Source organism: Flavobacterium algicola, from assembly GCF_022399565.1.
GTDB lineage: Bacteria > Bacteroidota > Bacteroidia > Flavobacteriales > Flavobacteriaceae > Flavobacterium > Flavobacterium algicola.
Genome location: NZ_JAJTUT010000003.1, coordinates 511,481 through 526,056 on the forward strand (window position 1 = coordinate 511,481; position 14,576 = coordinate 526,056).

The 14,576-nt window shown below is 35.8% G+C and carries 8 protein-coding genes; 7 read left to right on the forward strand and 1 reads right to left on the reverse strand.

The annotated features are described in order from the left end of the window. Complete coding sequence (locus tag LXH21_RS13020; protein ID WP_239866557.1) at positions 1 to 6,981, reverse strand: PKD domain-containing protein; 6,981 nt, start codon at positions 6,979 to 6,981, stop codon at positions 1 to 3. A gap of 556 nt (positions 6,982 to 7,537) precedes the next feature. Here LXH21_RS13020 and LXH21_RS13025 point away from each other — a divergent pair. The 7 genes from LXH21_RS13025 to LXH21_RS13055 all read left to right on the forward strand — a co-directional run bounded on the left by LXH21_RS13025 (position 7,538) and on the right by LXH21_RS13055 (position 14,460). Beyond that, the gene (locus LXH21_RS13025) at positions 7,538 to 8,599 is read left to right on the forward strand and encodes a DUF2652 domain-containing protein (protein ID WP_239866559.1); all 1,062 of its coding nucleotides are present in this window, start codon (positions 7,538 to 7,540) and stop codon (positions 8,597 to 8,599) included. A 14-nt stretch (positions 8,600 to 8,613) separates the two neighbouring features. Continuing rightward, positions 8,614 to 9,804: a Pycsar system effector family protein gene (locus tag LXH21_RS13030; RefSeq protein WP_239866561.1), complete on the forward strand. Its 1,191-nt coding sequence runs from the start codon at positions 8,614 to 8,616 to the stop codon at positions 9,802 to 9,804. Further along, positions 9,801 to 10,559: an alpha/beta hydrolase family protein gene (locus tag LXH21_RS13035; RefSeq protein WP_239866563.1), complete on the forward strand. Its 759-nt coding sequence runs from the start codon at positions 9,801 to 9,803 to the stop codon at positions 10,557 to 10,559. Before LXH21_RS13030 ends, LXH21_RS13035 begins: the two co-directional genes overlap by 4 nt. Before the next feature lie 505 nt (positions 10,560 to 11,064). Then, positions 11,065 to 12,273 carry an aspartyl protease family protein gene (locus LXH21_RS13040; protein WP_239866565.1) on the forward strand — a complete coding sequence of 403 codons (1,209 nt, stop codon included), beginning with the start codon at positions 11,065 to 11,067 and terminating at the stop codon, positions 12,271 to 12,273. A 351-nt stretch (positions 12,274 to 12,624) separates the two neighbouring features. Further along, entirely contained in the window at positions 12,625 to 13,314 is a 690-nt protein-coding gene (locus LXH21_RS13045; protein WP_239866567.1) for an NAD(P)H-binding protein, read from the forward strand. A gap of 544 nt (positions 13,315 to 13,858) precedes the next feature. Continuing rightward, positions 13,859 to 14,143, forward strand: a complete 285-nt coding sequence (locus tag LXH21_RS13050) for a rhodanese-like domain-containing protein (RefSeq protein ID WP_317208812.1) — start codon at positions 13,859 to 13,861, stop codon at positions 14,141 to 14,143. After that, positions 14,143 to 14,460 (forward strand): rhodanese-like domain-containing protein, encoded by a 318-nt coding sequence (locus tag LXH21_RS13055; protein WP_239866571.1) that lies wholly within the window; start codon positions 14,143 to 14,145, stop codon positions 14,458 to 14,460. The genes LXH21_RS13050 and LXH21_RS13055 overlap by 1 nt, the downstream gene beginning before the upstream one ends. The last annotated feature ends 116 nt before the right edge of the window (positions 14,461 to 14,576 follow it).

A 14,576-nucleotide genomic window follows, 5' to 3' on the forward strand; every position in this document is an offset into this window, starting at 1 on the left:
CTATTTTATTAATACGAAAGGGTGGTTTTCATTTACGATGGTTCCATAAAATGTTTGACCACTTACCTTACAGAAATAATTCCCATTTTCAGCTTTATATCCTTTTATTAATGCATCCCAACCTTTGATTACATCTGCTGTTTCTGAATAAATCAAAGAGCCCCAAGTGTCATAAATATCTAATCGAATATTTTTCAACCCTTTCGTGACTGGTCTAAAAGTATCATTAAGGCTATCTTCATTAGGAGTGAAAGCAGTGGGTACTATTAGCATATATCCTTTGCCAATTGTTAAGGTCGCTTTATTTACATAAACGCAGCCAAAAGGATAGGTCACCGTTTGTGTAACCACATAGTCTTTTGCAATAGTAAACGTGTGTATTGGATTTATTTCGTTCGAAAAAGTACCATCACCAAAATCCCAAATCATACTTACAAAATCTCCATCTGAGGTATTCGTGAATTCTATTGGATCATTTATAGAATAATTACCGTAAGTACTCGACGCGTATGAACTCGTGCTATAGGTTGGTGTTCCAAGATTTTGCAGCTCAACATTAAAGGAGTAATCTGATTTACAACCTACAGCGTCTGTTACATTTAGAATTACGCTTCCGTTTTGAGATGTATTCATAATCTCATTATTAGGACCGCTCACCGTACCGCTAGACCAAACAAGTTGATAAGGTGGTACACCACCAGTGACTTGAGCAACAAAATTTTGTTTGATGTATTTACTATCACAATCAAAATCGGTTTTTGTAACTACTTTCGTTACAATTGCTGGGGGTCTATTAATACTAAAAAATGCATCAGTCGAGCAGCCATTACTATCGACCACGGTAACTAAATAATTGCCGGCGGGTGTATTTACTAGATCTTTTGTGATAGCACCGTTGGACCAATTATAGGTATATGGTGCAGTACCACCTGTCACAATTAGTTCAATAGCGCCGCTATTAACATTTGTACAATCTAAGGCATTCATGACATTACCCGATGCAGCCAATGCTTGTGGTTCGATGATATAAAAAGTTCGCGTAATGGTGCAAGGTTTGCTGTCAACAATTGTTACAGTATACCTCCCTGCACGTAAATTATTTCTAATTGTTCCAGCGGTGGCATTATCATCCCAAGTTATTTTTATTGGAGCAATTCCCCCCACTAAGTTCAAATTAATACTTCCATTTTGTTCGCCAAAACAGCGTATATTTTTAACAACGGGTTCTATTTTGTAAACCGGAGCATCAGCGATGTTTATTGTCAAATTCTTTGTGCAATTTGAGGCGTCTGTAATAGTAACTGTGTAATCTCCAGGTGAAAGGTTATCTTGATAATTACCAGTTGCCAGTGTATTCCATACAATATTATAGGGTGCAATACCACCGCTTACTGCAATGCTAATTGAGGCATCATTATTTTCATAACAAATAATAGGGGTAGTTGTAACACTAATAGTGATGGCTGTGGGTTGCGTGAGTGTGACCGACAGTGTTTGTTGACAACCTAGATCATCTTTTAAAGATAAATTGTAAGTACCGGCCGCAATTGCCGTTAAATTTGGCAGACTACTACTAAAACCATTGGGGCCGGTCCAAATATATTGGTAAGGCGCTGTACCTCCTGTAACACTTGTAGCAATTGCACCTGTTGCGTCTCCAAAACATAATACATCCGTTTTAGCTGCTATACTTACAACTAAAAGTTGTGGCTGAGATATTGTAAAGGAAGCTGTTTTTGGCCCACAATTTTTAGCATCTACAACTGAAACAGTATAGTTTCCATACGCTAGATTAGATAGATCTTCATTGGTTGAAAACGTAAGTCCGTCTTTGGTCCAATTGTAACTGTAATTTAACGTTCCGCCTGAAACGGTTATGGCAATTTGACCGTCATTGGCGTTAAAACAACTACTGTTTTTACTAATATCAGTCGTTATGATAATGTCATTAGGTTCTGTGACTGTATAGTCTTTAGTAATAGGACAACCACCGTTATCTGTAATGGAAAGCGCATAATTACCGGGTGCCAAATTTGAAATAGCATTTAAAGAGGAGGTAAAACCATTAGGTCCTGACCAACTATAAAGATAGTTAGCCCCTGATATAAAAGGAATTCCGCCGGTAGCATTCACTTGAATGGCACCATTATTGGCTCCATAACAGCTACTATTTATTTGCGTATTTGTTGTTGTAATAGAAGGATTTACAGTAACTAATATCGAAAAAGGAGTACCAGAACAAATTCCTGATATTGGAGTAATCGTATAAGTGACCATTGCTGGTGATAAAGATGAATTAATTAAAGTTTGTTGGATTGTAGATGTGGGTGTATTTTGGGCCAGTGCACCTATAACTATTCCTGCAGGGGAACTTATTGGCGTGGTCCATGTATACATAGTGCCTAATGGTACAGTATCTCGTGATAAATTGTCTGGAATTATAGCAAAGTTGCTACCGCTGCATATTGTTACAGATTTATTTGTAATTACGGGGTAAGGAAGAATCGCAATTGCCGCAGCATTGGAAATTAAGAAAGAACAACCTGCTGTTGCAAAAGTAATTTCGCAGTAATAATATAATGTTCCTAATGCAGTACTCAAAGGAGTATAAGTAGTATTTGTTGCCCCAGATAAGGCTATTCCGCCAGTAGTACTATTGCTGGTATTTGAAAACCATTGGTAAGTAGGTGTCCCAGCTCCATTTTGATAAGTAACACTTAAGGCAGGAAGCGTTTGACCTAAACAAGCTGTCCTTGATTGTGGTTGAGCAAGTAAGCTTGGCGCTAAATTTACGATTACCTGCGCCACGTTGCTTTTGGTTGCACAAGCAATTCCAGGTTGGATAATGGTAGCATAGTAATAGCTTGTCGTAACTGTGGAAGTTGGCGGTGCAAATGTGGGATTGGTTTCACTTGTGATAGCTACTCCACCTGAATTTGAATTACTACTATTGGAGTACCATTGGTAACTTACCGTTCCTAAACCACCTGTAGTAGCTACAGATAAAACAGTAGGAATAGATCCCTGACATAATGATTGGGTAGTTAACGGCTGTGTACTTACGATAGGGTCGTTAACTACAATAATCTCAGCTGTCGAGCTTAGTATTGGGTCGCAGCCACTTCCATTAGGGCTCACCATCACATAATAGTAATAATTTCCTGCAGTTGTAAAAACGGCTGGAGTATAACTGGCGTTCGTAGCACTAGAAATGGCTGATCCACCTGCATTAGAATTCGTTGTATTGGAGTACCATTGATAGCTAAAAGTTCCTGTTCCTCCTATTGTCGTAATGCTCAATGGGGTTGGGATCGTACCTCCTACACATAAATTTTGCGTAGGTGCAGGTTGATTGCTTATTGTGATTCCATTAGTAACTGTAACAGCAGCTATATTGGATGTTAAACTAGAGCAGCCTCCTGACGGCAATGTAATCAAACAATAATAATAAGTGATTCCTACCGACGAAGCAGTTGGTGTGAAACTGGCGTTTGTTGCTCCTAAAATTGGTGTTGCATTAGTAGTAGTATTGCTAGTATTCATAAACCACTGGTAAGTAGGAGTTCCAACTCCGTTGGCATAGGAAACTGATAAGGCAGTTGGTGATCCTCCTTGACAAACGGTACTTGAACTAGGTTGGCTTGTAATGGTTGGAGCTGTTATAATTGTAACAGATGCAACCGCGCTATTAACTTGGCATCCCAACGTAGTTTGTTTGATTATAGCATAATAATATTTGGTTCCAACAGTAGTAGTTAGTGGTGTGTAAGTGGCACTAGTTGCACCGGAAATTATAGTTCCTCCAGAGTTGAAATTTGTGGTATGTGAATACCATTGGTAGCTATACAAACCATTTCCTCCTGTCGCAACAACTTCTAAGTTAGCAGGTACAGCTCCTTGACATAATGATTGTAAAACGATTGGTTGGGTACTTAGAGTGGGATCTGCATAAACATTGATTTCTGCCACATTACTAGTTATTGGTGTACAACCATTTCCATTACTGCTAACCATTACATAAAAATAGTAAATGCCTTCGGTATTAAAAGCCGGGGGTGTATAAATAGCAGTAGTGGCACTAGGAATAACCGTTCCTCCTGTATTTGAATTATTTGTACTAGAGTACCATTGATAGCTAAAAGTTCCTGTTCCTCCCGTAATTGAAACGGTAAGAGCGGTAGGTATTGTGACGCCTACACATAGGTTTTGCGTAGGTGTAGGTTGAGTAGTTACTGTGATATTGGGTCGTATAGTTACTGCAGTTGGGTTTGTCTTTATCAAAGAACATCCTCCAGAAGTAAAAGTAATTTCACAATAGTAATATACAGTTCCAAGAGCTGTAGTTGGTGGGCTAAAAGTAGGGTTTGTTTCACCACTTAATGCCGTTCCTGATGTATTATTATTGGCATTGTTTGAAAACCATTGATAGGTTGGTGTACCAGTGCTACCACTTATTGTAAAGGATAATGCAGTGAGAGTTCCGCCTAAACAAATTGTACTAGCTGTGGGCTGTACAATAATTGTAGGTGCTGGATTTACCGTAATTACGTAGTCAGTAGGCGTCCCAATACAACCATTTAGGCTAGGGGCAATTTTATAAGTTAGAGTACCTGGATTGGTATTTGTGGTCGTAATGGTTTGCGCAGGAATAGTGCCTGTTCCAGAAGTGGTAAACCCAGTAATTCCAGATGTAGCTGTTGCAGTCCAAGTATAAGTAGCACCAATAGGAGTGGAGGTAAGCTGTACTTGTGTAGTAGCACTACCTGAGCAGATGGTTTGTGTTAATGGCGAATTAGCTACAGTTGGTATTGGTTTTAAGATAATATTCTGGTCGGTTGTAACGGTACCACATTCGTTGGTAACAGACAAGGATACAGTATAATTTCCAGTAGTTGAATAGGTAATTGTTCCTGGGTTTGCGGTGGTAGCGCTTGCTGGTGATCCTCCTGGAAAACTCCAGGCATATTGTAAGGTACTTGAAGCAGGTGCACAACTATTAACCATTGCTGTTGGTGTGATTGTTGTTGCACCGCAAGCGGGAGCAATTGTATTTATCGAAATTGTTGGTGGTTTTTTGATTGTTATCGTTTGCGCGGGAGAAGTTACTGTGCCACAAGAATTAGTTGCCGCAAGAGTAATCGAATACGTTCCGGCTGTAACAAAATTAAATGAAGGACTAACAGATGTTGCTGATGTTCCTCCAGTATAAGTCCAAGTTGCTGGAGTAGTTCCGCAATTTGCCGCAGTATAAGTGACATTCCATTTGTAGGTTGGTGTCGTGCAAGCGCCCACTGTGCTTGTTGTATTCGTTGCTGTTATACTTTGTGGACTACAAGCTGCAGAAGGAGGTATTGTAAATGCGGGAACAAGAGCTGGTTCAATACAAATTTGCTCGGTTTTGACTGAAGTTCCACAACTATTTTGAGCAGTTAATGTAACACTATATGTACCTGGACTTGAAAAAGTATGATTCCCATCGGGAATAGTATTTGTAAAGCTAGTAGTAACTACGTTTGAAGAACCACTCGCCGGATCACCAAAATTCCAAATATATTTTGTAGAACCTAGACATCCAGAATCAGATCCAGGAATTGTTGTATTCGTAAATTTTACATTTGTAATAATACAAGCAGTTGAAGGACCACTAAAATTCACTTGAGGTTTGGTTAATATTGTTATATTTCCAAGTGTGAAAGGTGTAGATCCACAAGCATTAGTGACAACCAGTTTTACCTCAAAACTATTGGATGGACAGTTACTTTTTGTATAAGCATGAGGTATTGGAAAATTAGCGGAATTTGAAGGGGATGTTGCATTATAATAAATTGAGCTATTCAATTGACTTTGATTTAAAATAAGTATTGGTGTGCCATCTCCATAATCGATGCTATATTTTGTATCTACAGAATTAACTCCCCAATTTGAAATTGAAAATTGTAATTCTGCTGTAGGAGCACATAAATCTTGTGTAGAACCAGGACTATTAAGTCCTCCCAAAGGATTTGAAACATTCTTTACCACATAAGTCATTGAGTTATTACAACCGTTATTTCCATTTGCTGTAATAATCATAGAATACACACCAATTGTAGAATAAGTATGAGAAGTTGGAAATAATACATTAGTCTGGGAAGTACCATCTCCCCAGTTTATAGAGTAATTAGTTATACAAGTAGATTTTGATACATTCCCCACATTAATAGTATAGACAGCATTTGAACTAGCATTGGCGCAATTATTAAATTGTTTGGCTAGACTGGTAGCATTGATGTCTTCGAAGTCAATATCTGGTCTTTGTTTTATAGTAATTGTTTTTGTTTTGGTAATAACGCATCCATCGCCCGTCACCGTTAAAGTCACATCGAATGTGGCAGTACCACAGCCCAAGGAATTGAAAGAATGCGTCGGGTCTGGTTGAGAAGAAGTAGTTCCGTCTCCAAAATTCCAAGAATAGATATAGGTGCCTGCTCCGGTGATAGAAGAAGAAAATTGTATCGCAGTTCCTGAACATGTATTATCATTATTAAATGTAAAGTCAATGGCAGGAGGAGAACTTACCGTAATCGTCGCTACATCAGGTGTGTTTTGTTCCAAAGTAGGACTTGTCGAATCGTGAACACTAATCAAATTATAGGTAAAAACACCCGCTGCAGTAGTAGGGACTGGAATGGTTTTACTACTTCCTGAAGTTGTTGTTATGGTTTGATTTCCAGTGATACCAGTAACAGTATAAGTAAAAGTATAAGGTGCGGTTCCTCCTGAACCTGTGAAAGTAATTTGAGGTCGGCTATCATTTTGGCAAACTGTTGTTGTACCAGAGATGGTTGCAGTAGGCGGTAATAGCATATTTACTGCTCTATTTTCTATCACCTCATTTTCAATACTAGAAATTTTAAGGTTGTATTTTTCAGGATTGGCATACAAAACAGAAACAAAGTGTATTAAAAATAGGAGTAGTAGGTTCTTGTAATTTTTTCTCATTTGCTACAGATATGGATATGGGAGTTTGGTTTAAAATCAAATAATATAAATGAACTTTCAATTATGCATTATTTAGAATCTTTTATCTTGGTTTACAGAATTATGCAATTTTAATTTCAGCTAAATTATATATTATTTAGTTACTAAAAATGAGGGAAACCGTAAAGCAGCTAAATTTATTTAAATAATCCTTAATAAGACTTTTCATATCAAACCTAATCCCATATTACAGTCAGTTGAAATTTCGCTAGAACCATCTTGTCAACTTATAAGAGAGGACTAGAAGTTTATTTCAAATAAATATTCTTGAATTTTTTTCTATATTTAAAATAAGGATTAGAACTATCTATGTTCATAAAGCTTTTATTCACAGAAAACTTTTTGAACCAACACATTGTAGAACATTTGTCAGGATAACAAACCTCCCTCGTCCATACCTGCACATCAATAGAAGTCGCTTGTCTAATTTATTTTGCAGTTACATTTATTTGGGGTAAATTATAGACCAATAGAATAAATGCTTTAAAATTTAGATTTTTAAAATTAATGCTGTAGTATGGAAAAAGCACTTTATTTTATGCCAGATATTAGTGGGTTTACCAATTTTGTAAACAGCACTGAGGTAGCGCATAGCATTCATATAATTGCCGAATTGCTCGAGATTTTACTCGATTCCACTACTTTGGAGTTGCAACTGGTAGAAATAGAGGGTGATGCTTTGTTTATGTTCACGACAAAGATCCCGAGTTACGAAGAAGTAGCGACGCAGACTAGCAGCATGTTGGAAGCTTTTCATACACATACCACCAACTATGACAAAATGCGCATTTGCAATTGTGGCTCTTGCAAAACCACCACCAATCTAGAACTTAAATTCTTAGTTCATTACGGGGACTTGACCTATATCAAAGTCAAACACATCACTAAGCCTTACGGAAGCGATGTCATTGAAATTCACCGATTATTAAAAAATAAAATTGCCACAAACGAATATGTTTTGTTTACCCAATCGGTTTTCGAATTATACAAAGATAAAATGGATAGTAGTTGGCGACAGGAGTCCGGAATTTACGATACCAAAGTATTGCACTATTTTTATAAAAATCTCGAAGGAATCAAAAATGCGATTGTGCTTGAAGCAGAAAGTTCTACAGCGACAAATGAGGACATAAGTAGTCCTGCTTTAATTATCGAAAAAACATTTGATGCCAACATACAAACAATTAACACTTATTTGAGCGAACTCAAATACCGTCATCTCTGGGATAAAAATGTCAAGAGAGTGGAATTTGACAAAAATAAAATTAATCGCATAGGCACCGAGCACAATTGTGTACTGAGCCTTGGTAACCTAAAATTTGAGACCATAACGGCTCCTTCTGCGGATCATTTGGTCTATGGTGAAAAAACCAAGGACATGTTATTTACAAAAAGTTTTTCATACCTAATAGAACTCCACAAAAAAGGCAATAATACCACTCATATTATTCTAAATATTTATTTGGACTATACTACAGTCGGTATTTTCATTCAACCTAGAATATTAAAAATGGTGTCAAAAATTTGGAACGATAAATTAGAAAAACTACATCAATTATCAAAAAATAAAATTCAATAATAAATAGTAGAGTTATGGAGTCAATTCTTCAAAAAGCCGAAAGCTTCGTATTAAATTACCTCAATGAAAATCTAAAGCCAGCTTTCATTTACCATAATTTCAGCCATACACAAATGGTAGTATCAAAAGTCAATGAAATTATAGCATCAGAGAATTTGACCGATGACGAGAAAGAAATAGTTGTCCTTGCAGCATGGTTTCACGATATAGGATACACGGTAGACAAAGTCAAACACGAGAATCATAGCATTGTCATAGCTAGTGATTTTTTAAGCAATGAGAATTATCCGCCACAAAAATTGAATTTTGTCCTGGGTTGCATACATGCTACAAAACTAACAGAAACACCCGCTTCGTTGTTAGAAAAGATACTTCGTGATGCCGATTTTGCCCATTTAGCATCTGCAAATTATGTGAAAATTGCAGAACAGCTACGATTAGAGTTTGAAAACAGTGGAGGCGAAATATATACCGATAGAAAATGGATAGAAGAAAATATTGCAATTTTCAACAGCCATAAGTATTACACGAAGTACGCAAACATACATTGGACTTTTACCAAAAATGAAAATTTAATCGAACTCAAAAAGGAGTTTAAAAAAAGCAGTAAAAAGGAAGATAGAAAAGACGATAAAAAAGAGCTTGAGGTTTTAAAAGACAACAAATTTGATAAAAGTGCAGAAATACTTTTCAAGTCAACATCGTCCAATCATTTAAAGTTGAGTTATATAGCCGACCGTAAAGCGAATATTCTTCTTTCTGTAAATGCGATTATACTATCGATCTCGTTATCCAAATTGATTCCGCAGTTTGACAATGCACAGCATATTTATCTCTTATATCCCACCGTAATCTTTGTCTCGTTCAGCGTTGTCTCGATTATATTGTCGGTCATTGTCACGCGACCAACTGTCAATTCTGGAAAGTTTACCAAAGAAGATATTGCCAATAGAAAAGTAAATCTGTTATTTTTTGGTAATTTTCACAAAATGGAATTAGACGATTTTGAAGACAGTCTGAAAGATATCGCAGATGATAAAGAATATTTATTTTCTGCAATGACCAAAGATTTGTACCTTTTAGGTAAAGTTTTAGATCGAAAGTACCGAATATTGCGCCTAAATTACAACGTATTCATCATCGGTATAATCATTTCGGTCCTCGCTTTTTTCATCTCCTATAAATTTTTAAGCAACGTAATATGAGCTCACAAAAAATAACATTCAAGAATTCAAAAGGACAAGATCTAGCTGCTAGATTAGAACTACCAGACCATGGCGAGCCCAAGGCGTTTGCCATTTTTGCACATTGTTTTACTTGCAACAAAAACCTAACGGCGGTAAGAACAATTGGAAAAACATTGATCGAAAAAAATATAGCAGTCTTACGATTTGATTTTACAGGCTTGGGCGAAAGCGAAGGGGACTTTCAGCATACCAATTTCTCATCCAACGTAGAAGATCTGTACAGCGCTGCAGCGTTTTTAGAAGAAAATTACCAAGCCCCAAAACTATTAATAGGTCATTCATTGGGTGGTGCAGCAGTGCTTGCTGCATCGGTAAAAATTCCAACAGCAAAAGCCATAGTAACCATCGGTGCTTCCTCCAATCCTGAGCATGTTTCACATTTATTCAAAAGTAGTTTTGAAGAAATAAATAGTTCAGGGAAAGCATTGGTTTCCATCGGAGGACGCGATTTTACCATTCAGAAACAATTTCTAGACGATATTCAGGATCAAAACATTAAGCATATTTTGGATGAGTTTCGCAACTCAATTCTCATCATGCACTCACCACAAGACACGACGGTAAGTATTGATAATGCTGCCGATATATACAAAGCAGCGAGACATCCCAAAAGTTTCATTTCCTTAAACGGAGCTGACCATTTACTTTCAGATAAAAAAGATTCTGAATATGTGGGGCATATAATTGCTACTTGGGCAGATCGTTATTTGTAATTTAATAAATCATAATTCGGCTGATTTTAGTAAATCTGTTTGACAATTATTAAAAACTGCTAGTTCACTAATTTTACTTTGTGAGTTAGCAGTTTCTATTTTTGAACCAAATTATTAGGCTTGGGAACCTGCTGACTTGACTAGGATTCTAATTCATAAGGATATTAGAAAAAAAATAAAATTAACATTAAATCGATTCGGAATTAATTCTGGAATGATATATCCAGATATAAACGGTATATCTGAGCACATAAAATGATTGCGTTCAAACGAACATTAAATATCGTATTATTGCTAACATATGTTTGTCGTTATTGCGAGATTTATTGAGATTGGCGTTTAGGTCATATTTTAACTTGACTAAAACTTATTTAAACAACTCACAAATTTGTCTAAGTGAGTATTAATTGGGTTGAAAAATAACTCATTACTCAACTACTTCCAATTAGCCAAAACGTTTTACAATTGTCTTACAAATTAAAAAATTTTTAATAAACTTTAAACAATGAAAATATCAATTTGCATAGTAGTAGTTACAATGATAGTAGGTTGTGCTACTAGAAAAAGCCCTCCAATATTAAAAACAAATGCTAAAGTGATAAGCATACAAGACGGTAATACATTTCATGAAAACGGTTGGACCGTATCACCCGAAGTAGCAGTAGATGAATTTGTCACAAGTAAGTCTCTAGTAGAAAAGAAAGTTAGTTTCATTTCCGACATAGACACACTTACGTTTAATGTAATACCAAACAGAGCTTACGATTTTATAATTCAGTACAATCAGCAAAAAGCATTTACAAGAATAAATACAGATACGCTTAAAGAAGCATCAATTGCGGAAAAAAAAATATTGATATATTATTACGACGATGAGAATAGAGAATCGTTAACTGACACAATTCCATTTATTTTAGGTGATGACCAAAGAATTCATTTAAAAGGAAGTATTAATAACTCATCTGCCCTTGATTTACTTTTCGACACAGGTGCAAACGCTGTAGCAATAAAATCCAATTTAATTGGTAATAAAGTTACAGTAGATTTAGATGGAAAATCTGAAAATGAAGGTTCTGACGGAATTGATACAATACAGACAAGTTCATCAAACAAATTAAAAATCAAAAATTTAAATTGGGAGGACGTAGAACTTCTTTCTATCGATTATCAAGACCCTAATTTTGATGCTGTTTTGGGATGGATTGCATTTGAAAATAAAATAGTAGAAATTGATTATGACCATAAAATTTTGATCTTACATAAATCAATGCAAACAACTCCAAAAGATTATTCGAAAGTGGAAACAAAAATGATTGGGGGAGTACCATTCATAAAAGGATTAATTACAACTGAAAATAAAACAAGTTCAGGCTGGTTTGAATATGACTCAGGCTACACTGGAAGTTTTTCGGTAAGTCAAAAATTTGCGTCAGAAAATGATTTAACTAGAGCACTGAAAATAGTTGGAACTTCAATTTCATCCGGAAGTAGTGGCGCTAAAATGACAGCACATGATTACATTTTACCAAAATTAAAATTTGGAGAGTTGGAGCTTATTGATATTCCAATTTCTATTGAAGAAAAAGATCCTGATGGAGTAGAAAATAATGATCTTTTAGGTAATAGTTTGCTTAAAAGATTCAATACAATTATTGATTTTCAAAACTTTCAAATTTATTTACAACCCAATAATCTTTTTAACTCCAAGTACTAAATAAATATGAAGGCTAAAAGCAGTGAGTAAGTACAGTGCGAAACTACTTTGTAGAGTTACTTATGCAGAGATTCTTCCTTCGTCAGAAAGACAAGATTGGGGTTACTGTGACTTCAAATTTTGTGAATCTTTGTTTTTTTTTTCTTTGAGTTTCTTTGTGAAATTGTCGCTTGAGACTTCCTAGGTCAGAAAGACAAGATTAGGTATAATTGTTAGCATCAAAAGAGTGTTTTTCTTTTATCGCTCGTATCAAAAATTAGGATAATGTAGTTTAAGGCATTTTAAGTGTTTAACTTTGGAGAACAAGAAGTTTCAAACAAACAGTAACTTTCACATCAAAAAAACATTAATATGACATTGGAATCAAATAAATATTCGATAGTAATGCTAGGTGCTAGTGGCGCAGTTGGTACTGAGGCGCTAAACACACTTCTTGAACTCAAAAATATTGAAAAGCTAACATTATTAGGTAGAAAACCGATTCCGAACATTAATGTCGATTTTGTATCACAACACCAAATTAGCATAAGTGATCCTGACGCTTACCAAGAATATGTAAATGGGCACACTGTGGCAATTTGTACTTTGGGTGTGGGTGAATCTTCAAAAGTGAGTAAAGAAGAATTAATAAAAGTAGATAAAACGGCAGTTTTAGATTTTGCAGCAGCATGTAAAAAAGCGGGAGTAAAACATTTTGAACTGCTCGCTTCGGTAAGCTTAAATGCCGATTCAAGTTCTTTTTATCTTCGCGTAAAGGGCGAATTGGTTGAAGAATTAAAAAAAATGAATTTTGAACGACTAAGTATTTTTCAACCTTCGATGATTCTGACAGCAACCAACAGATATGGTATTTCTCAAGCAATTATCCTAAAAGTTTGGCCACTTTTGAAACCATTATTGTTTGGTAGTCTAAGGAAATTTCGTGGCGTTCCTGTACACACGTTAGGTCAAGCGATGGCCAAAAATGTTTTTAAAGAAACCAAAGGTTATGAAATTTTACAATGGGACGAATTTTATTCAGTTAGTTCCCTAAAGTTATAATTGATAAATTAATTTAACTAGCGCTACCTTGTAGTAATCACCAAATTAAATTAAAAAAAATATAATGCGAGGCTCCACTAAATAGTTGTTCTTGTTTTTTGACTGATTTATGCAAAAGCTATTTTTTCAAATAAGAGCATGCCATGTCAATGGATACTTTTGATTATTACCCGTGAAGTGGCTTTTTCAAAAGTCAGAACAACAAAGTGGACTTAGAATCCCATACCACTTCACAAAGTATTACCATATCGTAATTATGGAAATGATTCCTACTTGCTAGCCATGATGGGAACGGCATCCTCTTGTAGTGCGATAGCACATATAAGAGATATAGTGTACAGCAGGACAACTGTTTGTTTTGGAATGCATAATTTGATGCTCCTAAAATTAAAGATGATGTAATAAAGCGATTATGTATCGCTATCAAGTATGTTTTCGTAAGATATTTTGATGAAAGTGAATACTATTTCCTTGTGTAACCAAAGTTACAGTACAAGTGGTACGAAGAGTCTAACTTTGCTAACACTAAAGATAAGTAACGGAAATCGAAAAATTAATTTTAGAAAATAAAGGTACAATTGTAGACGTCCGCACGTACAGTGAGTTTATGGGTGGTAATGTAGTAGACTCAATCAATATTCCGTTGAATGAGTTTCCGCAACGGTTAAGTGAGATAAAGGACTTACAATTACCACTTATCTTATGTTGCGCCTCTGGAAACAGAAGCGGGCAGGCGGATGACTATCTTTCGCAACATGGAATTGCATGTTATAATGGAGGCTCTTGGCTTGAAGTAAATTATATTAAATCTAAAACAATCAACGAATAATGATCAATTTTATAAAGAACCTATTTAAAATAGGACCTGCAGTAAATTATTTGGACCTGGTTCAAAATGGAGCAGTGCTACTAGACGTGCGTTTTGCCAATGAATTTAAGAGCGGACACATTAAGGGAGCGAAAAACACACCTCTGGACCAGTTATTACAACATGTTGCAAAGATAGACAAGAACAGCGTTATCATTACGTGCTGCGCCTCTGGAATGCGAAGTTCGGTGGCCAAGAATAGCTTGAAATCAAATGGTTTTAAAAATGTGCATAACGGCGGCGGATGGAACAGTTTACAGTCAAAATTGAAGGGGTAACTCATACTATGCTCTAAGTGTTACCTATTAAAATATAAGAAAGACATTGCCATGGGTAGTGTCTTTTTTGATTTAAATTCGAATGAGTTTTAAATAATTTTTATGATCTGCTTTCG